Source organism: Streptomyces gilvus (assembly GCF_022513565.1).
In the GTDB taxonomy this organism is placed as follows: domain Bacteria; phylum Actinomycetota; class Actinomycetes; order Streptomycetales; family Streptomycetaceae; genus Streptomyces; species Streptomyces gilvus.
This window is the reverse complement of sequence record NZ_JAKWBE010000008.1, coordinates 133,084-155,759: the sequence shown is the minus strand read 5'-3', so window position 1 is coordinate 155,759 and position 22,676 is coordinate 133,084. Positions and strand designations below refer to the sequence as shown.

Annotated in this window: 24 protein-coding genes; 17 read left to right on the top strand and 7 right to left on the bottom strand. The window is 71.3% G+C overall.

Annotated elements, in window-relative coordinates:
• The first annotated feature begins 5 nt into the window (after nt 1-5).
• Both sufU and MKW14_RS15130 read left to right on the top strand, forming a co-directional pair.
• The gene (sufU, locus tag MKW14_RS15135; protein ID WP_240863066.1) at nt 6-473 is read left to right on the top strand and encodes a Fe-S cluster assembly sulfur transfer protein SufU; all 468 of its coding nucleotides are present in this window, start codon (nt 6-8) and stop codon (nt 471-473) included.
• On the top strand, nt 470-802 hold the full coding sequence (locus MKW14_RS15130) for a metal-sulfur cluster assembly factor (RefSeq protein WP_133042642.1): 333 nt from the start codon (nt 470-472) through the stop codon (nt 800-802). Before sufU ends, MKW14_RS15130 begins: the two co-directional genes overlap by 4 nt.
• A gap of 84 nt (nt 803-886) precedes the next feature.
• On the opposite strand, the gene MKW14_RS15125 is transcribed toward MKW14_RS15130, so the two are convergent.
• A complete protein-coding gene (locus MKW14_RS15125; RefSeq protein WP_240863065.1) occupies nt 887-1,726 on the bottom strand; it encodes an AbfB domain-containing protein in 840 nt (279 codons plus the stop codon).
• A 258-nt stretch (nt 1,727-1,984) separates the two neighbouring features.
• On the opposite strand from MKW14_RS15125, the gene MKW14_RS15120 reads away from it, so the two are divergent.
• From MKW14_RS15120 to dapD, 3 genes are all read left to right on the top strand, one after another.
• On the top strand, nt 1,985-2,305 hold the full coding sequence (locus MKW14_RS15120; RefSeq protein WP_240863064.1) for a DMT family transporter: 321 nt from the start codon (nt 1,985-1,987) through the stop codon (nt 2,303-2,305).
• The gene (locus MKW14_RS15115) at nt 2,305-2,853 is read left to right on the top strand and encodes a TetR/AcrR family transcriptional regulator (RefSeq protein WP_240863063.1); all 549 of its coding nucleotides are present in this window, start codon (nt 2,305-2,307) and stop codon (nt 2,851-2,853) included. The genes MKW14_RS15120 and MKW14_RS15115 overlap by 1 nt, the downstream gene beginning before the upstream one ends.
• 123 nt (nt 2,854-2,976) lie before the next feature.
• Nucleotides 2,977-3,966, top strand: a complete 990-nt coding sequence (gene dapD, locus MKW14_RS15110; protein WP_240863062.1) for a 2,3,4,5-tetrahydropyridine-2,6-dicarboxylate N-succinyltransferase — start codon at nt 2,977-2,979, stop codon at nt 3,964-3,966.
• A gap of 52 nt (nt 3,967-4,018) precedes the next feature.
• Here dapD and MKW14_RS15105 read toward each other — a convergent pair whose 3' ends face one another.
• Nucleotides 4,019-4,522, bottom strand: a complete 504-nt coding sequence (locus MKW14_RS15105; RefSeq protein WP_240863061.1) for a hypothetical protein — start codon at nt 4,520-4,522, stop codon at nt 4,019-4,021.
• Nucleotides 4,523-4,590: 68 nt separating this feature from the next.
• Nucleotides 4,591-5,481 (bottom strand): 4-hydroxy-tetrahydrodipicolinate synthase, encoded by an 891-nt coding sequence (gene dapA / locus MKW14_RS15100; RefSeq protein ID WP_240863060.1) that lies wholly within the window; start codon nt 5,479-5,481, stop codon nt 4,591-4,593.
• 168 nt (nt 5,482-5,649) lie between these two features.
• Between dapA and MKW14_RS15095 the strand changes: the two genes are divergently transcribed.
• The 6 genes from MKW14_RS15095 (at nt 5,650) to MKW14_RS15070 (ending at nt 9,027) form a co-directional block, all read left to right on the top strand.
• Nucleotides 5,650-5,790, top strand: coding sequence for a hypothetical protein (locus MKW14_RS15095; RefSeq protein WP_240863059.1), 141 nt, complete (start codon nt 5,650-5,652; stop codon nt 5,788-5,790).
• Nucleotides 5,787-6,479 carry a hypothetical protein gene (locus tag MKW14_RS15090; protein WP_240863058.1) on the top strand — a complete coding sequence of 231 codons (693 nt, stop codon included), beginning with the start codon at nt 5,787-5,789 and terminating at the stop codon, nt 6,477-6,479. Before MKW14_RS15095 ends, MKW14_RS15090 begins: the two co-directional genes overlap by 4 nt.
• Before the next feature lie 68 nt (nt 6,480-6,547).
• Nucleotides 6,548-6,967 carry a phage holin family protein gene (locus MKW14_RS15085; RefSeq protein ID WP_240863057.1) on the top strand — a complete coding sequence of 140 codons (420 nt, stop codon included), beginning with the start codon at nt 6,548-6,550 and terminating at the stop codon, nt 6,965-6,967.
• Nucleotides 6,964-7,512: a DUF3618 domain-containing protein gene (locus MKW14_RS15080; RefSeq protein WP_240863056.1), complete on the top strand. Its 549-nt coding sequence runs from the start codon at nt 6,964-6,966 to the stop codon at nt 7,510-7,512. The genes MKW14_RS15085 and MKW14_RS15080 overlap by 4 nt, the downstream gene beginning before the upstream one ends.
• Nucleotides 7,513-7,685: 173 nt before the next feature.
• Nucleotides 7,686-8,282, top strand: coding sequence for an ArsR/SmtB family transcription factor (locus tag MKW14_RS15075; protein WP_240863055.1), 597 nt, complete (start codon nt 7,686-7,688; stop codon nt 8,280-8,282).
• Nucleotides 8,283-8,295: 13 nt separating this feature from the next.
• Nucleotides 8,296-9,027 (top strand): SRPBCC family protein, encoded by a 732-nt coding sequence (locus tag MKW14_RS15070; protein WP_240863054.1) that lies wholly within the window; start codon nt 8,296-8,298, stop codon nt 9,025-9,027.
• 42 nt (nt 9,028-9,069) lie between these two features.
• Here the strand turns inward: MKW14_RS15070 and MKW14_RS15065 are convergent, their stop codons facing one another.
• On the bottom strand, nt 9,070-10,896 hold the full coding sequence (locus MKW14_RS15065) for a DUF8508 domain-containing protein (RefSeq protein ID WP_240863053.1): 1,827 nt from the start codon (nt 10,894-10,896) through the stop codon (nt 9,070-9,072).
• 276 nt (nt 10,897-11,172) lie between these two features.
• Between MKW14_RS15065 and MKW14_RS15060 the strand changes: the two genes are divergently transcribed.
• From MKW14_RS15060 to MKW14_RS15040, 5 genes are all read left to right on the top strand, one after another.
• A complete protein-coding gene (locus MKW14_RS15060; RefSeq protein ID WP_240863052.1) occupies nt 11,173-12,600 on the top strand; it encodes an amino acid adenylation domain-containing protein in 1,428 nt (475 codons plus the stop codon).
• Nucleotides 12,601-13,609: 1,009 nt separating this feature from the next.
• On the top strand, nt 13,610-15,058 hold the full coding sequence (locus MKW14_RS15055) for an alkaline phosphatase PhoX (protein ID WP_240863051.1): 1,449 nt from the start codon (nt 13,610-13,612) through the stop codon (nt 15,056-15,058).
• A gap of 413 nt (nt 15,059-15,471) precedes the next feature.
• The gene (locus MKW14_RS15050) at nt 15,472-17,052 is read left to right on the top strand and encodes a TROVE domain-containing protein (RefSeq protein WP_240863050.1); all 1,581 of its coding nucleotides are present in this window, start codon (nt 15,472-15,474) and stop codon (nt 17,050-17,052) included.
• An 84-nt stretch (nt 17,053-17,136) separates the two neighbouring features.
• A complete protein-coding gene (locus MKW14_RS15045) occupies nt 17,137-17,853 on the top strand; it encodes a GntR family transcriptional regulator (protein ID WP_240863049.1) in 717 nt (238 codons plus the stop codon).
• 20 nt (nt 17,854-17,873) lie between these two features.
• Complete coding sequence (locus tag MKW14_RS15040; RefSeq protein ID WP_240863048.1) at nt 17,874-18,890, top strand: 1-aminocyclopropane-1-carboxylate deaminase; 1,017 nt, start codon at nt 17,874-17,876, stop codon at nt 18,888-18,890.
• A gap of 13 nt (nt 18,891-18,903) precedes the next feature.
• Here the strand turns inward: MKW14_RS15040 and MKW14_RS15035 are convergent, their stop codons facing one another.
• The gene (locus MKW14_RS15035) at nt 18,904-20,334 is read right to left on the bottom strand and encodes an MFS transporter (RefSeq protein ID WP_240863047.1); all 1,431 of its coding nucleotides are present in this window, start codon (nt 20,332-20,334) and stop codon (nt 18,904-18,906) included.
• A gap of 161 nt (nt 20,335-20,495) precedes the next feature.
• Between MKW14_RS15035 and MKW14_RS15030 the strand changes: the two genes are divergently transcribed.
• Nucleotides 20,496-21,071 carry a TetR/AcrR family transcriptional regulator gene (locus MKW14_RS15030; RefSeq protein WP_240863046.1) on the top strand — a complete coding sequence of 192 codons (576 nt, stop codon included), beginning with the start codon at nt 20,496-20,498 and terminating at the stop codon, nt 21,069-21,071.
• Nucleotides 21,072-21,122: 51 nt separating this feature from the next.
• Here MKW14_RS15030 and MKW14_RS15025 read toward each other — a convergent pair whose 3' ends face one another.
• On the bottom strand, nt 21,123-22,325 hold the full coding sequence (locus MKW14_RS15025; protein ID WP_240863045.1) for a TerD family protein: 1,203 nt from the start codon (nt 22,323-22,325) through the stop codon (nt 21,123-21,125).
• A gap of 98 nt (nt 22,326-22,423) precedes the next feature.
• A complete protein-coding gene (locus tag MKW14_RS15020; protein ID WP_240863044.1) occupies nt 22,424-22,645 on the bottom strand; it encodes a hypothetical protein in 222 nt (73 codons plus the stop codon).
• Nucleotides 22,646-22,676: the final 31 nt, after the last annotated feature.

Here is a 22,676-nt window from a genome sequence, read left to right as displayed (position 1 = left end):
ATCGCATGAAGCTGGACTCGATGTACCAGGAAGTCATCCTGGACCACTACAAGAACCCGCACGGGCGTGGTCTTCGGGACGGCGACGCCGAGGTGCACCACGTGAACCCGACCTGCGGCGACGAGATCACCCTCCGCGTGCGGTACGAGGGCACGAGGATCGAGGACGTCTCGTACGAGGGCCAGGGCTGCTCGATCAGCCAGGCCTCCGCCTCCGTGCTGAACGAACTCCTGGTGGGCAAGGAGCTGGCGGACGCGCGGAAGATCCAGGAGACCTTCCTGGAGCTGATGCAGTCCAAGGGCAAGCTGGAGCCCGACGACGCGATGGAGGAGGTGCTGGAGGACGCGGTCGCGTTCGCCGGTGTCTCCAAGTACCCGGCCCGGGTCAAGTGCGCCCTCCTCAGCTGGATGGCGTGGAAGGACGCGACGGCCCAGGCGCTGGGTGGCGCCGAAGCCGAAAGGAAGACGGCATGACCGACACCGTGGAGATGAAGCCGGCCTCGGAGGAGGAGCTCCGCGAGGCCCTCATGGACGTCGTCGACCCCGAACTGGGCATCGACGTCGTCAACCTCGGCCTGATCTACGGCATCCACATCGACGACGCCAACATCGCGACCGTCGACATGACCCTGACCTCCGCGGCCTGTCCGCTGACGGACGTCATCGAGGACCAGGCCAAGTCCGCCACGGACGGCCTCGTCAACGAGCTGCGGATCAACTGGGTCTGGATGCCGCCGTGGGGCCCGGACAAGATCACCGACGACGGACGCGAGCAGCTGAGGGCGCTGGGGTTCAACGTCTGAGACACCCCCGAACACAAGCGAAAAAGAAGCGGCGGCACCTCACGGGTGTCGCCGCTTCGTGCTGTCAGGCCACGCTTCGTGCTGTCAGGCCACGCCGCCCACCAGCCGGAACGCCGAGTCCGCCAGGTACAGGGGGCTGTTCTGGAACGGGGCGAGCTTCAGCTGGAAGTTCTGGTGGCGCAGGAAGCGGCCCGGGTAGTTGATCGACTCCAGCATGACCGCGCCCGGGTAGGCGGAGCCGCGGGGGCAGAAGGTCGCGTCCTGCTGGAAGAGGGGCGAGCCGTCGTTCGGTTCGTCGCGCAGCAGGAAGTTGCGGTGACGCAGGTACTTGCCGTCATGCGTGACGAACGAGTAACACGAGCTGTTGGCAAGGCCCTTGACCTGCTTGAAGGTCGAGTCCTGGCGGGACTCGGAGCCGCCGAGCGGGTCGAGCTTCACGAAGTCGCCGCTCACGTGCCAGTAGCGGTCCGGGTAGTTGACCGAACGCAGGGACCGGTAGGTGGCCGACGGCTTGGGCCTGCTGGGCGAACCGGCGTGGGAGGTCGGCGACTTGGCGGGCTTCGGGGCGTGGGCCGCGGACGGCGAGCCGTTCTCCAGCGGGGTGGGGGAGGTGTCGGTCTCCCCCGAGGAGAGGCCGCTCTTGCCCGAGGGCGGGGCGGTGGCCTCGTTCGTGGGCGGCGTGGCGTAGGAGATCAGGCCCGGGACGGTGGCGCCGGCGGTCGGGGACGGGTTCTTCGCCGCGTCCGTCGAGGCGCCCGTGCCGTTGTCCATCACGGCTATCCAGGTCACACAGGTGATGATCGTGGCCACGGCCAGTCCGCCGGCCAGCCACAGTCTTCGGGTGCCGGGCGCGCGGGACGTGTCAGGGGTCCAGCCGTTCTCCCATGGTTCGTTCCGCGGAGGCTGGGGGGTGGTTTCTTGCATGCGCTGTTCCTCCAGCGGCGCCCGAGGCGGCGGCCGGGGGTGTGGGGATGGGGTGGTTGAGCGGTGAAACACTAGTGGAGACAGGGGTGTTGGGGGGAGATGTTTCAGCGAGCGGTTTCCATGAATGCTGAACCTCCCTGCGGAACTCCCCCTATGGGATAGCGCGCCCCCTCCTCCGCCGTCCGCGGCTTCACATCTCTTCCTCAAGTGCAGGTCGATGTGTACGCGAGTACGCAATCGTTGTGTACGCTCGTACACATGGGATATCTCTTGCTCGGCACGGCCATCGCCGCCGAGGTGGGCGCCACCACCGCCATGAAGTACAGCGAGGGCTTCAGCCGGCTGGTGCCGTCCGTGCTGACCGTCCTCGGCTACATCGTCTCCTTCGTCCTGCTCGCACAGACGCTGAAGACGATCTCCGTCGGGACGGCCTACGCCATCTGGTCCGGCATCGGCACCGCGGCGATCGCCACGATCGGGCTGCTCTTCTTCGGGGAGGGCATGACCGTCACCAAGGCCGCGGGGATGGCTCTGATCATCGTCGGAGTGGTGGTGCTCAACCTCGGGGGCGCGCACTGATGGCCCGCCGTTACGACCCCGACCGGCGGCAGCGGATCATCGACGCGGCGATCCGGGTGGTCGGCGACAAAGGGCTCGCCGGGCTGACCCACCGCACCGTCGCGGCCGAGGCCGACGTGCCGCTCGGCTCGACGACGTACCACTTCAGCACCCTCGACGAGCTGATGGTCGCCGCGCTGCGGCAGGCGAACGAGGGCTTCGCCAAGGTGATCGCCTCACGCGGCGGACTGACGGACCCGGACGCCGATCTGGCCGCCGAACTCGCCGGCTGGATGGGCGAGTGGCTCGCGGGCGACCGGACCGGCGTCGAGCTGGAGTACGAGCTGTATCTCGCGGCCCTGCGCCGCCCCGCGCTGCGGCCGGTGGCCGCCGAGTGGACCGACGACCTCGTCCGCCGCATCTCCCGCCACACCGACCCGACCACGGCACGGGCGCTGTGCGCGCTGATGGACGGCATCTGCCTACAGGTCCTGCTGACGGGAACCCCGTACGACGAGGACTACGCGCGGGAGATGCTGGCCCGGGTGATCCCCACGGATCCGCCGTAGCGGACAGCCGCCGGCCCTGGGAGGGGACGGTTCCGCGCCCAGTCACGGCGGTCGCCGCCCGGCACCTGAGACGGGTGCGGGGCTGGTTGGCCTGGGCGGGGGTCGGGCGGTTAGGTTGCCCTCATGACCGACACGACTGCTCCTCGCTCCACCGGTGCCGTGGCCGCCGGGCTCGCCACCATCGCCGCCGACGGCACCGTCCTCGACACCTGGTTCCCCGCGCCCGAGCTGACCGAAGAGCCCGGTCCCGCCGGCAGCGAGCGGCTGGACGCCGAGCGGACCCGGGAGCTGCTCGGGGAGCACGGCGTGGCCGCCCTCGGCAAGGACGAGGTGCGCGGCGTGGAGATCGTCGCGGTGCGCACGGTCATCTCCTCGCTCGACGACAAGCCGCTCGACACCCACGACGCCTACCTGCGCCTCCACCTGCTCTCGCACCGGCTCGTCAAGCCGAACGAGCAGAGCCTGGACGGGATCTTCGGCCTCCTCGCCAACGTCGCCTGGACCTCCCTCGGCCCGGTCGCCGTGGACACCCTGGAGACGGTCCGGCTCGCCGCGCGCGCCCGCGGACTGCACGTCGGCGTCTTCGGCGTCGACAAGTTCCCGCGGATGACCGACTACGTCGCCCCGGCCGGTGTGCGCATCGCCGACGCCGACCGCGTCCGCCTCGGCGCCCACCTCGCGTCCGGCACCACGGTCATGCACGAGGGCTTCGTCAACTTCAACGCCGGCACCCTCGGCACCTCCATGGTCGAGGGCCGTATCTCCCAGGGCGTCGTCGTCGGCGACGGCTCCGACATCGGCGGTGGCGCCTCCACCATGGGCACCCTCTCCGGCGGCGGCAAGGAGCGTGTCCGCATCGGCGAGCGCTCCCTGGTCGGCGCCGAGGCCGGCGTCGGCATCGCGCTCGGCGACGACTGCGTGGTCGAGGCGGGCCTCTACCTCACGGCGGGCACCAAGGTCACCCTGCCCGACGGCCAGATCGTCAAGGCCCGCGAGCTGTCCGGCGTGGACAACATCCTCTTCCGCCGCAACTCGGTCACCGGCACGGTCCAGGCCGTGCCGAACAACGCCGAGTGGGGCGGTCTGAACGACATCCTGCACAGCCACAACTGAGCATCGGCGCGGTGACGGGCGCCCCTCCGCCGGTGGGCGGAGGGGCGCCCGCTCATGTGCGCTGAGTCCGGGCGAACTCCGCCAGCGTCCGGAAGTCGTCGTCCCGCAGGCCCACCCTGGGGCTGACCTGGTGCAGCAGGGCCGGAGCCGGATGCGCCGCGGACACGTACCGCTCGTCCGCCGGGGTCTGTTCGTCGTCCACCCAGGCGAAGGGCCGGCCGTCGGCGAACGCCACGATCGCCTCCGTCTTCCAGTGGACGCCGTCCGGGCGCAGCGCGAACAGACCCTCGCCGAAGTCGACGTACGGCAGCTCCGGCAGTCCGACGGTCGGGCCGATCCAGCGGTTCGCCGCGTCCATCCAGGTCGTCGCCCAGCACAGCTCGTAGCCGAGGCCGAGCAGCGCCGGTCCGTGCGAGGGGTTCAGCCACACCCGCAGGGCCTGGCCCGGCCGGAGGGCGACCCGGATCGTCGTATAGCCCTCGGGGCGCCGCTCGGGCTTGGCCGCCCAGGGGTTGAGGGGACCGTCGACGTCGAGGAAGAGCAGGGGAGGGCGCACAGGGACAACGTACGGCCGATGGTCCGCTCGCGGGCGGAGACGGACCTACGTGGTGTCGGCGGCGGTGGTCAGCCGGTCGTGAGCTCCTCGTAGGCGGCCAGCAGCTTGTCGACCGTCTCGCGGGCGGCGGGACGCAGCGGGGCGCGGACGGGTCCCGCCGGCAGACCGAGTTCGTTCAGCAGCGCCTTCGCCGTGACCGTGCCGGGCAGGCCCGCCGCCATCATCGACTCGATCAGGGGAGTGGCCCGTCGCTGGGCGCGGGCCGCCGTCGCCGTGTCGCCCGCGTCGAACGCGTCGAGGACGGAACGGAGTTGGGTGGGCACGACGTTCGCGACGGTGCTGACATAGCCCGCGCCGCCCACCGCGTACAGCGCGAGGTTGTGCTCGTCGCAGCCCGCGTAGTACGCCAACTCCGTTCGGGCGAGCACCTTCTGGGCGCCGAGGAAGTCGTAGGAACAGTCCTTGACTGCCACGATCCGGGGATGCTCGGCGAGCCGCAGCATCGTCCCGGGCTCGATACGGGTGCCGGTGCGGCCGGGGATGTCGTACAGCACCACCGGCAGGCCCGAGGCGTCGGCGACCGTGCGGAAGTGGTCCTCCAGCGCGTCCTGCGGGGGTCGGCTGTAGTAGGGGCTGACCACCAGCACCCCGTCCGCGCCCGCCTTTTCGGCCTGCAGCGCCAGCTCCACGGTGTGCCGGGTGTCGGAGGTGCCCACCCCCGTCACGATCGACGCCCGGTCGCCCACCGCCTCCCGCACCGCCTCGACGAGTGCCGCCTTCTCGGCGTCCGAGGTGGTCGGCGACTCACCGGTGGTACCGGACAGCACCAGGCCGTCGCAGCCCCGGGAGACGAGGTGGTCGGCGAGCCGCTGGGCCCCGTCGAGGTCGAGTGCGCCGTCCGCCGAGAAGGGCGTGATCATGGCGCAGAGGGCGCGGCCGAAGGGTGCGGTGGTTGTCATGCCGTACAGTCTCGGCAGAGTGATGGTGAAGCTCCACTTAATTTTTCTACGAGGTATTGTGAAGGATTACTTCACGATGGATGGGGTCGACCATGCCCTATGTCCTTTCCGCCCCCTCATGAGTCACCATGAACAGGACGGTCATCGGCATCGGCCCATGGAGGCGTCATGAAGCTCGGCAAGGCACTGGCCACCGGAGTCGCGCGGGAAGAGCAGCCGCGGGCTGAGGTCCGGGAACCCGAGGAGCTCGAACTCCCCGAGGAGATCAAGGACCTGAAGGCCCCCGAAGAGGTTCCGGCGGCCCGATGAGACTGCGGCTTCCGGAGGAACACCCGACGGAGCCGCCGACCGGATACAAGATCGCCCACCCGGTGCTGTCCCAGGACGGCACCCGGGCCGGGTTCACCGGTGTGTCGCTCGGCGGCGCGCTGCCGTACGGGGTCCTCGCGGACGCGTCCTGCGTCTACGGCCTGCGGCACCGGTCGCCGCACCGCCGCTGCGACTACGGCTTCCACTGCGTGCACGACCGGGCGGCGGCCGAGGCGCTGCTGTGCACGGCCGAGCACCGGGCGGCCGTCCTGCTCGAGGTGTCCGTCCTCGGCCGCTACATCCGCTTCGAGCGCGGCTTCCGCTACGCCCGCCAGCGGGTGCGCACCGCCACGGTCGGCCCCTGTACCTGCGGCACCGTGGCCGCCACCCTCGCCGACGCGGGCTGGGGCCGCCCGGGATGGCGCGTCCTGGCACCCTGCTGCGCGGGATGCCTCCGCGGTCGTACGTCCCTCTCGCTCGCCGCCTTCGCCCGGCTGGCCGGCGACGGGCTGCGGGTGATCGCCGGGGGCCAGGGCGCCCGTCCGGTGGCCGGCCTCACCGCCGCCGACGATCTCGGAGTGCCCGAACTGGCCGCGGAGGCCGCGCTGTTGCAGGCCCGCCTCGACTGGTTCCAGACCCAGCTGGCCCGGCTGCGCGAGCCCGGGCGGGGTGGCGGGTCAGAGGGGTAGTGGGGGCCGGTCCGGGTACCCGGTGTTCCGAACGTTTTCGAACCAGTGGAACACGAGAGGAGGCGACCGTGACCGGGACCACCCACTCCGGGCCGGTGCACGACGAGCACCACTCGGTGGGCGACCTCGTCGGCCAGGCCACCGAACAGCTCTCCCGGCTCGTACGACAGGAAGTGGCCCTCGCCAAGGAGGAGTTGGCCGAGAAGGGGCGGCGTGCCGGGCGCGGCGGCGGACTGCTCGGCGCGGCGGGCGCGTTCGCGTACGCCGGGCTGCTCGCGGCGGCGGGCACGGCCGTCGCCGCCCTCTCGCTGGCGCTGTCCGTCTGGGCCGCGGCGCTCATCGTGACGGGCGTGCTCTTCGTGATCGCCGCCGTACTCGGCGCGACCGGCCGCGCCCAGCTGCGCCAGGCCACACCCCCCACTCCGGAGGAGGCCCTCGGCAGCGTCAAGGCCGATGTCGAGGAGATCAAGGAGAGGGCACACCGATGACGGACAAGGCGACGGGGGAGACGGGCGCGAAGGGCCCCGACGAGCTGCGCCGGCAGATCGAACACACGCGCAGCGAACTCGGCGACACCGTGGAGCAGTTGGCGGGCAAGATGGATGTGAAGGGCCGGGCACGGGCCCGGGCGGCGGACCTCAGGGACAAGGCCGGCGCGATGACCGTGCAGCTGCGCAGCACGGCCGCGCTGGCCGGACACACGGTGCAGGAACGGGCCACGCAGGCAGGTCACATCGTGCAGGAGCGTGCCACACATGCCGGGCACATCGCGCAGGAGCGGGCCACGAAGGCCGGGCACAAGGTCCAGGAGCGGGCGACGGACACCGGGCGGCAGATGATCCAGGCGGGCCACACCGCCCAGGACAAGGCGACGGAGACGGGCCGCACCCTGGAGCGCCGGGCCGAGAGCGACCTGCCGTGGCCGGCCGGCCCCGTGGTCAGGGCGGCGGTACGGCACCCCCGCCCCGCCCTGATCATCGGCGCGGCGCTGGCGGTGGTCGTGGTGGTGGGGTGGAGGTACCCCAAGAAGTGACGCGAGCGTCGGTACGCCGGACGGGCAGTCTCAGCCCGTCCGGCGTTCTGCTGCCCTCGAGGCGGCTCCGGGACTGACCAACGGACGTCGTGCCCATGGACGTCCCTGAACAGGAGTGTGCCGAAAACTCGGATCGTCTGGACAAAAAAAGTTTTCGGTGAGACGGTGGACGCATGCTGGACGTCACCGTGATCGAGGACCCCGAGGCCGCCGCCGTCTCCCTGGACCCCATACGCGCCCGTCTGCTCGCCGAACTGGCCGCGGGGCCGGCCTCGGCGGCGATGCTGGCCGGGAAGGTGGGGCTGCCCCGGCAGAAGGTGAACTACCACCTGAAGGCGCTGGAGCGGCACGGCCTGGTCGAGCTGGCCGGGGAGCGCCGCAAGGGAAATGTCACCGAGCGGCTGATGCGGGCGACCGCGGCGTCGTACGTCATCTCGCCCCTCGCGCTCGCCTCCGTGCAGCCGGACCCGGACCGCTTCCGCGACCAGCTCTCCGCGCGCTGGCTGCTCGCCCTCGGCGCCCGTCTCGTGCGGGACGTCGGCTCACTGATCACCGGCGCGGCCAAGGCCCGTCAGGGGCTGGCCACGTACGCGCTGGACGGTGAGGTCCGCTTCGCCTCGGCCGCCGAACGGGCCGCGTTCATCCAGGAGTTGACCGCCGGGGTCGGCGCTCTGATCCGCAAGTACGACGCCCCGGACGCCGAGGGCGGCCGGGACCACCGGATCGTCGTGGCCGTCCATCCCACCCTCAAGCAGACCGAGTTGGAATAGTCAGGAGCCCGCCATGTCCAAGGAGTTCGAGATCGTCCGCGAGTTCGAGGTCGACGCGTCGCCGGAGGAGGTGTGGGAGGCGATCACCAACGCCACCGGTGCCTATCTGTGGCCGATGGACCCGCCTGAGCCCCACATCGGCGGCCGGGCCGCCTTCGGCTCCACCGTCACCGCCTACGACCCGCCGCACCGTCTCACCGTCCGCAGCGAGGACGTCGGCTTCTCCGTGCAGAGCGTCAACCAGCTCGACCACACCATCGAGGCGCGGGACGAGGGGCGCCGCGCCTGGGTGCGCTATGTCCACAGCGGCATCTTCACCGACGACTGGGACAACCAGTACGACGGCGCCGCGAAGCACACCGACTTCTATCTGCACACCCTGCGCGAGTACCTCACCCACTTCGCTCCGCGCCCGGTGACCTTCGCCCAGCTGCAGGGCCCCGAGGCCTCGCAGACCGCCGACGCCTTCACCGCCGTCGGACGCGCGCTCGGGCTGGCCGAGGACACGGCCGCGGGCACGCGGGTGCGGGCGCACGGCCCCGAGGGCCAGACCCTCGACGCCGTGCTGGACTTCCGCAACCCCTGTTTCATCGGGCTGCGCACCGAGAACGCCCTGATCCGCTTCTTCGGCCGCAACCACTGGGGCGCCCCCGTCGGCATCAGCGTCCACGACTTCGCCCCGGACGCCGACGCCAAGGCGACCGAAGCCGCCTGGCAGCACTGGCTGGACGGGGTCTACGCCTGACCACGACGACCCCGCCCAGCTACTGCCGCGACACCGCAGGTGCTACGGGCGGAACCGCAGCACCTGCGGGTCGTGGTCGCTGATCTGGTCGTTGAACTCCGAGTTGATGTGCACGCTGTCGTACTCGAAGTCGCAGGACTTCCGGATCGACGGGCTGATCAGGATCTGGTCCAGGACCTGCTCGTTGCCCTGGTAGTCGTAGGTGTAACGCTCGCTCCTCGGCAGCGACTTGATCGCCGACCACAGTTCGCCGTCACCCTCGAGGATCTTCGCCGTGTCGGAGAACTCGAAGTCGTTCATGTCGCCGAGCGCGATGACGTCCGCGTTCTTCTGGACGTCCAGGATGCTCTTGACGAACGCGTTGACCAGCGTCGCCTGGGCGTGGCGCTGGGTCTCCGAGCTGCGTACCGGCGGCTGGTACTGCGAGGTCAGCCCCTGGTCGCCGCCCTTGGAGTTGAGGTGGTTGGCGATCACGAAGACCGTGCGGCCGCGGAAGACGAACTCGCCGGCCAGCGGCTTGCGGCTGGACTTCCAGGCGTCGTTCGCCGGGTCGACACGGCCGGGGGAGGCCGTCAGCTGCGCCTTGCCGTGCACCTTGGTGACGCCGACGGCGGTGGTGGAGTCGCCGCCCGCGCGGTCCACGAACGACACCCGCTCGGGGTTGAAGAGGAACACCTGACGGATGTTGCCGCCGGGCTCGCCGCCGTCCTGGTCGTTGACCGGGTTGATCGAGCGCCAGTCGTACTTCGGGCCGCCCGCCGCGACGATCGCGTCGATCAGCTTGTTCACGGTCGTGCTCGCGTCGACGACCCCGTCGTCCGTCGCGCCGTCGTTGTCCTGGATCTCCTCCAGGGACACGATGTCGGGCGACTGCAGGTTGTTCACGATCGCGGCGGCGTGCGCGGCGAACGTGGTGTCGGACGGGTCGAGGTTCTCGACGTTGTAGGTGGCGACCGCCAGCTCGCCGCGCGACTGCTTCTTCGTCGTCTCGCGCTGCAGCCCGCCGCTCTTCAGCGTGCCCAGCTGACCGGCGACCAGCGTGTAACCGCCGAACTGGTTGTAGTCCAGCGGGCCGGTGGTGGTGCCGGTGAGGGTGTCGCCGACGTTCGCCTTCGGGAAGTCGGCGACCGCGCCCAGCGACTGGATCTGCAGCCGGCCGGTGTTCTGCGAGGTGTAGGAGCCGTAGAGCGTGCCGCCGCGGCGGGTGGGGTGCTCGTGCGGCTTCACGGTGACCCACAGCTCGGCGTACGGGTCGGTCGCGGTGACCACCCGGGCGTTCGCGACCTGGACGTTCATGCCCTCCAGGGACTCGTAGTAGTCCAGGGCGTACTTCGCCGGCTGCAGCGGCAGGCCGTTGACCGAACCGTTCGCGGCGGTGTCGCCGGCCGGGGTGTACTCGGCCGGCACCGACTTCGCGTCGATCACGACCGGCGCCGGGACCGCGTTGCCCGTCGACACCGTGGTGACGGTCGGCTTGGTGATCTCGGTCAGCGACTGGTTGCCGGTCGAGGCACCGCCCGGGACGTACTCCGAGACCGTGCCGGTGACCGTGACGGAGTCGCCGACGGAGACCTTCGGGGTGGAGCTGGTGAAGACGAAGACGCCCTCACTGGTGGCCGGGTCGTCGTCCGGGTTCGGATCCTGGAGCCAGAAACCTCTGGACGAGCCGTACGTGCGCGTGGCGGTGACGATCCCGGGCACGTCCGCCACCTTCTGGCCGGCGTACGGCGATATTCGGGTCGTGCCCTGGATGTCGTGGATGCGTACGGTGTCGGCGTGCGCGGGCGCCGTCAGGGCGACCGTGGAGGCCGCGGAGCACACGGCGGCGACGGTGAGCGCGGCGAGACGCGCGGAAGACTTGCTCGGCAACGGAATCCCTCCGGGGACGTACAGAGCGCCGGGACGAGGGTGGTGCGTGGAGCGTCTGGTGACGCGCGTAGAGATGAGTGAACAGTCGTCCCCCCGTTTCTACGCGCGTCAATCTCCTGCCTGCTCAGGCCAGTTGTCAAGGTTTCGGCCATGTACGGACCCTGACCAGGAGATGAACCGGGCGGCATGGGGCGAAATCCGTCTAGGCTGAGCGATTGAGCCGTACGTCGTCCAGATGGTCGTACGGCCGCCCGGGCGCCCTAGGAGAACCAGCCGATGTCAGACAGCTCCCCCCTGCCGCCGGTACGGCTGCACCCCGAAGCGGAGCTGGCGCGGGACGCGCTGTCCACACCCGTACTGTCCCGGGCCGCCCGGCTCGCCCGCTGGGCCGGCCCCGACACCCGCGTCGACGCCGTGGGCGAACTCGTCGACGAGCAGGTGCCGGCCGCCATCGAGGTGCTGGGGCTGACCGGGGACGGTGCCGCGGCCGACGCGAGCGAGGCCTGGCGGGTGGCCCTGGACACCGGGCTGGTCGAGATCGCCGACGAGGACGAGGGCACCGTGCGGGCCGGCGCGGAGCTGACGCTGCTGACCGGCGGCTCACCGCACGACGTGCTCGCCGTGTGGCAGGGGGCCCTGGAGACCGTGCTCGCCGACGCGAGCGTGCCCGACATCGAGGGCCTGGAGGAAGCCCTGGACTCGGGCGGCGAGATCGACTTCGACCAGCTGGAGTGGGACCCGGAGGCGGAGGCGGACTTTCTCGACGGCGTCCTCGGCAACCTGTACCTGCTCTCCGTCACCGAGGAGGGGCCCGGGGACTCCCCGGTCCCGCTGCCCGCGCTCGCCGCCTCCATGATCGTGCCCTCCGACATGGGCGAGCCCACCAACGACGTCCTGGAGCAGGTCTCGGACGCGATGATGAAGCTGGACGACCAGTTCCGGCTGCTGGAGCCGGTCGGACTCGTCGAGTACCAGCCGGTCGACGAGGCGCTGATGACGGACACCGACGAGGAACCCGCCGCGCCGGTCGACGACACGGACGTCTCCCGCTACGGCATGGTGCGGCTCACCCCGCTCGGCCGCTACGGCCTGCGCACGCGGCTGCGGGAGGCCGGGTTCAGCGCGCCGGCCGTCGGTGACCTCGCCGACAAGGGCGCGGACGCGCTGCTCGACGGGGCGGCGACGTTCCCTCCGCAGGCCGCGCGGGCCGAGACCGAACAGTGGCTGGCGAGGCGGCAACCGCTCGACGCCGCCCGTGAGTTGCTCGCCGCGAGCCGCGGCTCGGACGCGGGCGCGCCGCTGCGCCGGCTGCGCTGCCAGCAGGCGCTGGCCCTGGTGGGGGCGGAGGCCGAGCCGGCGCTGCGGGAGGTGCTGGACGACCCCGAGCTCGGCGGGCTGGCCCGCGTCTGGCTGAGCGAGCACGGGGCGCCGGACGTGCCCGCGCCCTCGGAAGCGATGATCTTCTGGCTCACCATCGACACCGTCGCCGCCCAGCTCGCCGCCGAGGGCAACTCCGAGGAACTGCGTTCCCTGGTCCAGGGGTTGGCGGCCCAGCACGGCGGCTTCTTCGCCGCGGCCTGGCGTGTGGACCATCCGGCCACGGCGGACGTACTGGAGGCGATGGGGCGGCTCCACCCCGACAAGCGGATCGCGAAGGAAGCCCGGAAGGCGGCGTTCAAGGCGCGGTCGCAGCAGGGGGGTTGAGGCGGAGGGGGGGCACGGGGGACTGAGGCGCCGGGGGGTGAGGCGGGGGCCGCTTCGAGCCTGCTTGGAGCCGGGTGTCGTCGCGGTCGCGGGTGATGCGGCGGGGTGCGGGGGTTGTGGCGTGCGCGGGCGGGTGCGTCGTGGCGGGGCGGGCTCTTCGCTTGGGGTGCCGTTGCGGTGGGTGTGGGGGGTTGGCAGCGGCGTGGCGGGCGCGCGGGCCTTCGGTTCGTGGTGTCGTCGTGGGCGCTGCGAGGAAGGCCGTCCGGTCCTGGGTGTTGCTGCGAGAGCTGCGGGGTGGCCTTCGGTTTGGGGTGCCGTCAAGGGTGGTGAAGAGCCCTTGGCTTCCGCGTGCCGTCGCGGAGGGTGCGGGCTTTTCGCTGGGGGGCCGTCGTGGCGGGAGCGTCCTCGCTTCGGGGTGTCGTCGCGGCTGCTGCGAGGAACAGCGTCCGGTTCCGGTGTTGTTGCGGGTGCTGCGGGTGGTGGCCTTCGGTTTTGGGGTGCCGTCGTGGTTGGTGAAGCGCCCTTCGCTTGCACGTGCCGTCGCGGCGGGGACGGGCCCTTCGCTTGAGGGTGTCGTTGCGGCGGGGCGCGGGGAGTTGGCGTCGTGGCGTGCGGGCCTTCGCTTCGGGGTGCCGTCAAGGGTGGTGCAGAGCCATCGCTCCTTTGCGCCGTCGCGGCTGGCGTGGAAGCGCTTCTCCTCGCGTGGCTCGTGGATGGCGCGGAGGCCCTTCTTGGTCGCGTGCCGTCGCGGCTGGTGCGAGCCTGTTTGCCCCGGGTGCGAGCCTCCTTGGCCCGGATGCGAGCCTCCTTGGCCCGGGTGCCGTAGCCGCAGGGGCTTTATCAGGAGCCGAAGGTCTTTGGGGTTCCATGGGGTGTGGTGTACGGATTCATGGAAGTGGGGTCGGAGTGGTCGCCCTGTGTTCAACTCGCGTTCAGGCGTGGGCGGAACCGTGTCGCCGACCCGAGGTCCGCCACCCTCCACGGCACACCCACCGTCACAGGAGACACCATGTCGCTCACCCGCAGGGACTTCGCCAGAAAATCCGCGATCACCGGTGCGGGGGTCGCGCTGGCGGGCAGCGTCGGCGCCCTCGCCACCGCGCCGAACGCCCTCGCGTCCACGGAGACCGACGAGACCGACGGCGCCGAGGAGTCGGCGCACGGACACCATGGCGTCGGTTACGGACCGCTCGTCCCCGACCCGCACGGCATCCTCGCCCTCCCCGCCGGCTTCACGTACCGCATCATCACCTACAGCGGCAGGACGAAGCTGGAGTCCGGCGAGTTCACCCCGTCCAACCACGACGGCACGTCCACCTTCGACGGCCCCCGCGGCGCGACCCTGCTGGTCAACAACCACGAGCTCAAGGGCCCGCGCTCCAGCTGGAAGTACCCCGTCCCGCTCACCGAGGGCCTGGTCTACGACCCCGCCGCGTCCGGCGGCTGCACGGTCGTCGAGGTGCGCCGCGACCACGTCGCCGAGTGGGTCGGCATCGCCGGCACCTCCACCAACTGCGCGGGCGGCAACACCCCTTGGGGCACCTGGCTGACCTGCGAGGAGACCGAGGACAAGGCAGGCCAGAACGGCATGACCAAGGACCACGGCTACGTCTTCGAGGTCGACCCCGAGGACCGCCGGGCCAACCGGAACCCCAAGCCCATCAAGGCGCTGGGCCGTTACGCCCACGAGGCCGTCGTCGTCGACCCCAGGCGCGGCCACCTCTACCTCACCGAGGACGCCTCCGGCCCCAACGGCCTGCTGTACCGCTGGACCCCGCCGGCCGGCTTCCACCACGGCCGCGGCAGGCTGCGCACGCTCGCCGACGACGCGGGCGTCCTGCAGGCCTTCAAGTGCTTCGACTCCGGCGGCAAGTTCGTCGACGACCTCTCCCGCGCCACGAAGATCGGCACGGTCTACGGCGTCGACTGGGCGGACGTCCCGGACCGGGACGCGAAGACGGTCTCGACGCGCAAGCAGTTCACCGCCGGCCAGATCACCCGCGCCCGCAAGCTGGAGGGCATGTGGTGGGGGGACGGCGGCACCTACATCGTCTCCTCGTACGCCCGTGACGAGAGCCCCGTCCAGCACGACGGCGCCGTCTGGTTCTACGACCCCAAGCGCCGCACCCTGACCCTGAAGGTCCTGATCGGCGTCAACCCCGACCCGTCCGTCGAGGGCGACTTCGACGGCCCCGACAACATCACCGTCTCGCCGTACGGCGGCCTCGTCATCGCCGAGGACGGCGAAGGCCTGCAGCACCTGTTCGGCGCGACCGACAGCGGCCGTACCTACCCGATCGCCCGCAACGAACTGAACCTCGGCACCGAGGAGGACCCCGAGTACAGCGAGTTCACCGGCGTCACCTTCTCCCCGGACGGCAGGACCCTGTACGCCAACATCCAGGAACCGGGGATCATGCTGGCGATCACGGGGCCGTGGAAGCGGCAGAAGCGGTAAGTCCCCCCGCCGGGAACGGCATTTAATTCATTCGCCCCACCAGAGCCGTGCCTCCTACAGTGAGATCAGAAAACAGCGCACCTCCCGGTGCGAAGACAGCGGCTACTTCTCTCTCAAAGAATCCGATGCCGCCGTCGACCTGATCTCGGGAGGCGCAGCTCATGGTGGATGCCCGGTGCGCAGGCGACGGATACTTCTGGGATCTGGTGCTTCAGGCGAAGCGTGCGGGTTCGAATCCCGTCATCGGCCCAGGGCCGATGTGGCGGAACGGAAGACGCGCCAGGATATGGTCCCGTCGCCGACTCCTGAACTCGGGCATCCACCTCTTGCTGTGTCTCCCTCCGAACAGCCAAGCACAGCCAAGAACAGTCACGAACAGCCAGGAACAGCCGCGAATTCGGGGGGAATTCATCATGGCGCGATTCAACCGAAAGGGCGCGAAGGCGCAGCCCACTTCCCGGGTCACTTCCACCGGCCGCGTGCTGCGGACCTACGAGGGCGGCCGGGGCCGAGAGCGTGACGCACGCTCCGAACTCTTTCTGCTCGCCGTCGCCAATTTCGTCTCGCAGCAGACCTTCTACGAGAGCGGCGCCGACCGCGACGACCGTTTCGCGGGTCTCGTGCGGCGGCTCGCCGTCGAGGACCCCGCATGGACGGCCGGTCTGCTCGGCTGGCTGCGCGCCGAGGGAAACCTCCGCACCGCCTCCCTGGTGGGCGCCGCCGAGTACGTGAAGGCACGCCTCGACGCGGGCGTCACCGACGGCCCGGCCAACCGTCAGGTCGTCGCCTCCGTACTGCGGCGCCCGGACGAGCCCGGCGAACTGCTCGCGTACTGGACGGCGACGTACGGCCGCAACGTTCCCAAGCCGGTCAAGCGCGGGATCGCCGACGCCGTACGCCGTCTCTACAGCGGCAGGTCGCTGCTGAAGTACGACACCGCGTCCAAGGGGTACCGCTTCGGCGACATCCTCAACCTGGTGCACGCGACGCCGGACCCGGACAAGCCGTGGCAGGGGGAGCTGTTCCGGTACGCCCTCGACCGCCGGCACCACCCGGACACGGCGGTACCGCCCGCCGCCGACGGCGTCCTGACCGCGCACCGCGAGCTGATGGCGCTGCCGGTGGGGGAGCGCCGCGCGGTGGTGACCTCTCCGGGCGGTGCCGAGCGGCTCGCGGCGGCCGGGATCACGTGGGAGGCGCTGGCCGGCTGGCTCCAGGGCCCGATGGACAAGGAGGCCTGGGAGGCCGTGATTCCGTCCATGGGGGCGATGGGGCTCGTTCGTAACCTGCGCAATTTCGATCAGGCGGGTGTCTCGGACGAGGTTGCCGCCCAGGTCGCGGCGAAGATCAGCGACCCGGCCGAGGTCACGCGCTCGCGGCAGTTCCCCTTCCGGTATCTCGCCGCGTACCGGCACGCGCCCTCGCTGCGCTGGTCGTACCCGCTGGAGCAGGCGCTCGGTCACTCGCTGGCCAACGTGCCCGCGCTGCCGGGCCGGACGCTGATCCTGGTCGACCGCTCAGGCTCGATGTGGGCGCGGCTGTCGGACCGCTCCGAGCTCAACCGGGCCGACGCGGCGGCGATCTTCGGCACGGCGCTCGCGCTGCGGGCGGCCGACGCGGATCTCGTCGAGTTCGGCACCACGAGCCGGCGCCTCGCGTTCCGCGGGGGCGAGTCGGTGCTGGGGATCCTGGACCGCTTCGGCGACCTGGGCGGCACCGACACCACCAGCGCGGTGCGCGCGCACTACCGGGGTCAGGACCGGGTGCTGATCGTCACCGACGAGCAGTACGCCTTCAACCACCACGGCGACCCGACGGAGCAGGTCCCGGCCCAGGTGCCGGTCTACACCTGGAACCTCGCCGGGTACCGCGCGGGCCACGGCCCCTCGGGCAAGGCGAACAGGCACACCTTCGGAGGCCTCTCGGACGCGGCCTTCCGGATGGTTCCGCTGCTCGAGGCCGCCCAGGACGCCGACTGGCCCTGGGCCGCCTGAGCCCACGATCGTGGCCCGCACTTCCACGGGGGGTGCGGGCCGCACCCTTGCCCGCGGCTCCGGCTGACATCTAACATTTCAGTTGTGGAGGCCATACGACCCGTCCGGCGCACCCTTCTCCGGGACCGCGCCTACGCATCCATCCGGGACGCCATCGTGGCCGGGGAGCTGGAGCCCGGTGCGGTGGTGCGGGACGCCGAGCTCGCCGAGCGGATGGGGCTGTCCCGGGCGCCGGTGCGGGAGGCGTTCGCGCGGCTCGTGGACGAGGGGCTGCTGGAGAGCAAGCCGCAGAGCTACACGCGGGTCACCCCGGTGGTCGCCGCCGATGTGCGGGACGCGGCCGCCGTGGTCGGCGCCATGCACGAACTGGCGACCCGGGTCGCCGTACCCCGTCTCTTCGCCGCCGACGTGCAGACCATGCGCGCGGCCAACGACCGGTTCGCGGCGGCCGTCGGCGCGGGTGACGTGGACGGTGCGCTGCGGGCCGACGACGCCCTGCACGACGTCCTCGTGCGCGTCGCCGGCAACCACGCGGCCGCCGCCACCATCGCCCGCTACACCCCGCTCATCCGCCGGCTGGAGCGCCGTCGCTTCGGGGAGGGCGGCACCTGCCGTTCCGCGGGCCTGCACGAGCGGCTGATCGAGGCCTGCGCGGCCGGTGACGCGCACACCGCGGTGCGGATCACCGCGGAGATCTGGCGCAGCCTCGCCGACCTGGTCGAGCTGACGGACCCCGACCCCACCGACCCGGACCCCACCGACCCCGACCCCACCGGCGGCGACCGGGCCGACGGCGACTGATCCCGACCCCGGGAGGACCCATGTCCCTTTCCTCGTACGAGCGTTACCCCCTCCTCTTCGGCCCCTCCCCGGTGCATCCACTGGAGCGGCTGACCGCCGAGCTCGGTGGCGCCTTGCTCTGGGCCAAGCGGGAGGACTGCAACTCCGGTGTCGCCTACGGCGGGAACAAGACGCGCAAGCTGGAGTACCTGGTCGCCGACGCGCTCGCCCAGGGCTGCGACACCCTGGTCTCGATCGGCGGGGTGCAGTCCAACCACACCCGCCAGGTCGCCGCCGTCGCCGCGCGTGCAGGGCTCAAGTGCGTGCTGGTTCAGGAGAGTTGGGTGGACTGGCCGGACTCCGTGTACGACAAGGTCGGCAACATCCTGCTCAGCCGGCTCGCCGGGGCCGACGTACGGCTGGTGAGGGCCGGGTTCGGGATCGGGTTCAAGGAGAGCTGGGAGCAGGCGCTCCGGGAGGTGGAGGAGCGGGGCGGGAAGCCGTACGCCATTCCGGCGGGCGCCTCCGACCATCCGCTCGGCGGCCTGGGGTTCGCCGGCTGGGCCTACGAAGTCGCCGAGCAGGAGCGGTCGTTGGGCGTCTTCTTCGACACCGTGGTCGTGTGCTCGGTGACCGGCTCGACCCAGGCCGGCATGGTCGCCGGGTTCGCCGCGCTGGAGGAGGCGGGCGGACGGCGGCGCCGGGTGCTCGGCATCGACGCCTCGGCCAAGCCCGCCGCCACCAGGGAGCAGATCGCCCGGATCGCCGCGAACACCGGCCGGCTCATCGGCGTGCGGCGCGAGGTGACCGAGGACGACGTCGAGCTGGACGAGCGGTACCACGCGGGGACGTACGGCGTCCCCGACGAGACGACCCTGGAGGCGATGCGCCTCGCCGCCCGCACGGAGGGGATGATCACCGACCCCGTCTACGAGGGCAAGTCGATGGCCGGGATGATCGACCTCGTGCGGCGCGGCGAGATCGGCGCCGAGTCGACCGTGCTCTACGCCCACCTCGGCGGACAGCCCGCGCTGAACGCCTACAGCGCGTTGTTCTAGTCGTACGCCCGGATCACGTCCGGCCCGGGCGGTCGGCCCTGATCACCGTCGCACAGACCACCAGGGCCGTGGCGGCGATCAGGGCGGCCGCGCCGAACGCGCGTGCCGAGCCCTCGGTGAGGATCTCGGCCGGGGTGCCGACGGCGTGCCGGGTCGCCGTGCCGAACACCGTGACCAGGACCGACAGTCCGAGGGTGCCGCCGAGCCACTGGAGGGTCTGGAGCAGTCCGGAGGCGGCGCCGGCCTCGCGCGCCTGGACGCGGGCGAGGATGGTCGCGTTGAGCGGCATGAAGCTGAGGCCCACGCCGACGCCGATGAGCAGCAGCGGGCCGAGCAGACCGGCCGCGTATCCCTCGCCCGGCCGCAGCCGCCACAGCCATCCGGCGGCGGTGGCCAGCAGGGCCATGCCGGTGAGCAGGATCGGCCTGGCGCCGAGCCGGCCGACCAGGCGCGGCACGAAGCGGACGGTGGTGAACATCAGCAGCGTCATCGGCAGGAAGGCGAACCCGGCGCGCAAGGGGCTGTAGCCCAGCACCTGTTGGCAGATCAGCGTCAGGAAGTAGAACGCGCCGAACATGCCGGCGGGCAGCAGCAGAACGCCCGCGTAGCCGCCCGCGCGATTGCGGTCCGAGAAGAGCCGCAGCGGCATGATCGGCTGGGCGGCACGGGACTCCACCAGGGTGAAACCGGCGAGCAGGGCGGCCGCCGTGGTGAACGAGAGCAGCGCGAGGGTGTCGCTCCAGCCCTGGGCCGAGACGCGGATGAAGGCGTACACGAGCGAGGTCATGCCCGCGGTGCCGGTGAGCGCGCCGGCCGCGTCGAACCGGCCCGCGTGGCGCGGGGTCTCGGTGACGAAGCGGGGCAGGGCGAGGGCCACGCCGAGCCCGATCGGCACGTTGATCAGCAGGGCCCAGCGCCAGGAGGCCCAGGAGGTGAGCATCCCGCCGACGACCAGGCCGATGGAGGCGCCGATGCCGGCCATGGAGGCGTAGACGCCGAGCGCGTGGTGGCGGCGCGGGCCTTCGGGGAAGTTGGTGGTGATCAGGGCGAGGGTGCTCGGCGCGACGAGAGCGGCGCCGACGCCCTGCAGCGCGCGGGCCGCGAGCAGCCAAGCGCTGTCGGTCGCGAGGCCGCCGAGCAGGGAGGAGCCGGCGAAGAGCAGGACACCGGTGGCGAGGGTGCGGCGGCGGCCGACGATGTCGCCGACGCGGCCGCCGAGCAGCAGCAGGCCGCCGAAGGCGAGGGTGTAGGCGTTGAGGACCCAGGACAGTCCGGTGCGGCTGAAGTGGAGGTCCTGTTGGATGGCGGGCAGCGCGACATTGACGACCGTGGAATCGACGCCGACCATCAGGTAGGCGGTGACGATGACGAAAAGGACGGTGCCCAGGCGGGCGGGGTGCTGGAGTGCGGGGCGTGTTTCGGTGGTCGTGGACGGGCCGGACATGGAGTTCTCCCGTTTCGAATGTCCTCGGTGGGATGCGCGCGGGCAGCACGAAGCAACGGAGTGTGGGCAGGTGGAAGGGCCCGCGGAGATAACCGGGGACTGTCTCCGTTTAACTCTCGCTAAGATACGGAGAGGGTCCCCGGTTCGCAAGGAGTATCTGGATGGCGCAGGTCAAGCCCATGCGGGCGGACGCCCGGCGGAACTATGAGCGGCTGCTGAAGAGCGCGGCGGACGCCTTCGCCGAGCACGGGGAGAACGCGTCCCTCGACGACATCGCCAAGCGAGCGGGGGTGGGTTCCGGGACGCTGTACCGGCACTTCCCGACGCGGCAGGCGTTGCTGGAGGCGGTGTACGTCGACGCCATCGAGGCGCTCGGCGACCGTGCCGACGCCATCGCCAAGGAACTGCCGCCCGGCGAGGCCCTCCAGGAGTGGCTCTACGAGGTCTGCGTCCGCACCATCGAGGTGCGGGGGCTCAAGGCGCTGCTGGGGGCGGCCGTCACCGACGGCAGCAATGCGGCCCTCACCGCCTGCGGCACGCACATGAAGAGTGCGGCGGCGCGGCTGGTCGAGGCGGCTCAGCGGGAGGGGACGCTGCGGGGGGACCTCGAACCGATCGACGTGCTGCGGCTGGCCCATGGGGTGGCCTCCGCCGCGGAGTTGGCGAACGGCGGCAGGCCGCGCATCCGCCGGTATCTGTCCCTGCTGACCGAAGGGCTGCGGCCGGCGGAGGACTGAGACGTCGGGTGCCCCCGCCCGAGGGGGCACCCGGGGACGTCGTACGGCCGCTTACAGCGCCTGGGCGGCCGGCTTGACCATGTTGCGGACCGTGCGGGCCTTCACGAACTGGCCCATCGCCGTCATGTCCCACTCGCCGGAGAACTGGCGGATCAGCTTGGCCATCATCACGCCCGTCTGGGCCTCCGCGTTGGTCAGGTCGAAGCGGACCAGCTCCTCGCCGGTCGCGGCGTCCAGGAGGCGGCAGTAGGCCTTGGCCACGTCGGTGAACTTCTGGCCGGAGAAGGAGTTGACCGTGAACACCAGGCCGGTCACCTCCTGCGGGATGCGGCCGAGGTCGACCACGATGACCTCGTCGTCGCCCGCGCCCTCGCCCGTGAGGTTGTCGCCGGAGTGCTTGATCGCGCCGTTGAGGATGGACAGCTTGCCGAAGTAGCAGCTGTCGATGTGGTTGCGCTGCGGGCCGTAGGCGATGACCGAGGCGTCCAGGTCGATGTCGGCGCCGCGGTAGGCCGGCTCCCAGCCGAGGCCCATCTTGACCTGGGCGAGCAGCGGGCGGCCGCCCTTGACCAGGGAGACGGTCTGGTTCTTCTGGAGGCTGACCCGGCCCTTGTCGAGGTTGATCTTCCCGGCGCCGGGAGCGGGCGCGGCGGGAGCCGGCGGGGCGGGCGGGGGAGGCGGAGTGGTGGACAGCGGCGGGGCCGGCGGCGCCACCGGGGGCTGCATGGTGGGCTGGGGCGGGGCGACGGGCGCCGGGGCGGGCTCCTCGACCGTCACGCCGAAGTCGGTCGCGATGCCCGCCAGCCCGTTGGCGTATCCCTGGCCGACCGCGCGGGCCTTCCAGGCGCCGTTGCGCAGGTAGATCTCGACGATCACCAGCGCCGTCTCCGTGCCCAGCTGCGGGGGTGTGAAGGTGGCGAGGACGCTGTTGTCGTCCGCGCCGCGGATCGTGGCCGTCGGCTCGATGCCCTGGAAGGTCTGCCCGGCCGCGTCCGGACTCGCCGTGACGACGACCTTCTCGATGCCGGGGGGCAGGGCGGCGGTGTCGACGGTGATCGCGTCGGGTGCCGTACCGCCGCCGGAGCGGTACGTCACGCCCGGTCCCGCCGGCTGGTTGTAGAAGATGAAGTCGTCGTCGGAGCGCACCTTGCCGTCGCCCGTGAGCAGCAGGCCCGACACGTCGAGCCGCACCGGGGCGGCGACGTCCACCGTCACACGGGTGACGGGGAGAGGGATGTTCGAGCCAGGGGTCATAGCTGTCATGCCGGGACAACGAACGAGACCGCTTTACCGTTCCCTTACCCGGCGGCCGATCGGCCGATCGGCCGACCGCTCGATCGGCCGAGCTCGGCTCAGTGTCTGTTGCGGGGGTGGTCGCGGGCCGTGCGCTCGTTGCCCCGCTTGTAGTTTCCGGTCCAGCGGGCCATGACCAGTTGGGGGTCGCCCGACGTCACCTCGGCGAGGAACCGCTCGGCCCGCGCGCCGCGCAGCGTACCGGCGGCACGTCCGTGATGGGTGATCGTCACGGTTCCGTCGGACTGGTGCTCGTACGTGAATCCCCGGGGTGTCGGCATGACCGGGAGGGTAGAGGCCCGGTCATGCCGG

Bases quoted from the DNA above. Each gene is read 5' to 3' on its own strand.
- MKW14_RS15090 (WP_240863058.1), top strand. From the start codon at position 5,787: ATGAGACTGCGGCTTCCGGAGGAACACCCGACGGAGCCGCCGACCGGA.
- dapD (WP_240863062.1), top strand. From the start codon at position 2,977: ATGACCGACACGACTGCTCCTCGCTCCACCGGTGCCGTGGCCGCCGGG.
- MKW14_RS15130 (WP_133042642.1), top strand. From the start codon at position 470: ATGACCGACACCGTGGAGATGAAGCCGGCCTCGGAGGAGGAGCTCCGC.
- MKW14_RS15020 (WP_240863044.1), bottom strand. From the start codon at position 22,645: ATGCCGACACCCCGGGGATTCACGTACGAGCACCAGTCCGACGGAACC.
- MKW14_RS15025 (WP_240863045.1), bottom strand. From the start codon at position 22,325: ATGACCCCTGGCTCGAACATCCCTCTCCCCGTCACCCGTGTGACGGTG.
- MKW14_RS15040 (WP_240863048.1), top strand. From the start codon at position 17,874: ATGTCCCTTTCCTCGTACGAGCGTTACCCCCTCCTCTTCGGCCCCTCC.
- MKW14_RS15080 (WP_240863056.1), top strand. From the start codon at position 6,964: ATGACGGACAAGGCGACGGGGGAGACGGGCGCGAAGGGCCCCGACGAG.
- dapA (WP_240863060.1), bottom strand. From the start codon at position 5,481: ATGACAACCACCGCACCCTTCGGCCGCGCCCTCTGCGCCATGATCACG.
- MKW14_RS15115 (WP_240863063.1), top strand. From the start codon at position 2,305: ATGGCCCGCCGTTACGACCCCGACCGGCGGCAGCGGATCATCGACGCG.
- MKW14_RS15095 (WP_240863059.1), top strand. From the start codon at position 5,650: ATGAAGCTCGGCAAGGCACTGGCCACCGGAGTCGCGCGGGAAGAGCAG.
- MKW14_RS15030 (WP_240863046.1), top strand. From the start codon at position 20,496: ATGGCGCAGGTCAAGCCCATGCGGGCGGACGCCCGGCGGAACTATGAG.
- MKW14_RS15050 (WP_240863050.1), top strand. From the start codon at position 15,472: ATGGCGCGATTCAACCGAAAGGGCGCGAAGGCGCAGCCCACTTCCCGG.
- MKW14_RS15070 (WP_240863054.1), top strand. From the start codon at position 8,296: ATGTCCAAGGAGTTCGAGATCGTCCGCGAGTTCGAGGTCGACGCGTCG.
- MKW14_RS15125 (WP_240863065.1), bottom strand. From the start codon at position 1,726: ATGCAAGAAACCACCCCCCAGCCTCCGCGGAACGAACCATGGGAGAAC.
- MKW14_RS15120 (WP_240863064.1), top strand. From the start codon at position 1,985: ATGGGATATCTCTTGCTCGGCACGGCCATCGCCGCCGAGGTGGGCGCC.
- MKW14_RS15035 (WP_240863047.1), bottom strand. From the start codon at position 20,334: ATGTCCGGCCCGTCCACGACCACCGAAACACGCCCCGCACTCCAGCAC.
- sufU (WP_240863066.1), top strand. From the start codon at position 6: ATGAAGCTGGACTCGATGTACCAGGAAGTCATCCTGGACCACTACAAG.
- MKW14_RS15075 (WP_240863055.1), top strand. From the start codon at position 7,686: ATGCTGGACGTCACCGTGATCGAGGACCCCGAGGCCGCCGCCGTCTCC.
- MKW14_RS15060 (WP_240863052.1), top strand. From the start codon at position 11,173: ATGTCAGACAGCTCCCCCCTGCCGCCGGTACGGCTGCACCCCGAAGCG.
- MKW14_RS15055 (WP_240863051.1), top strand. From the start codon at position 13,610: ATGTCGCTCACCCGCAGGGACTTCGCCAGAAAATCCGCGATCACCGGT.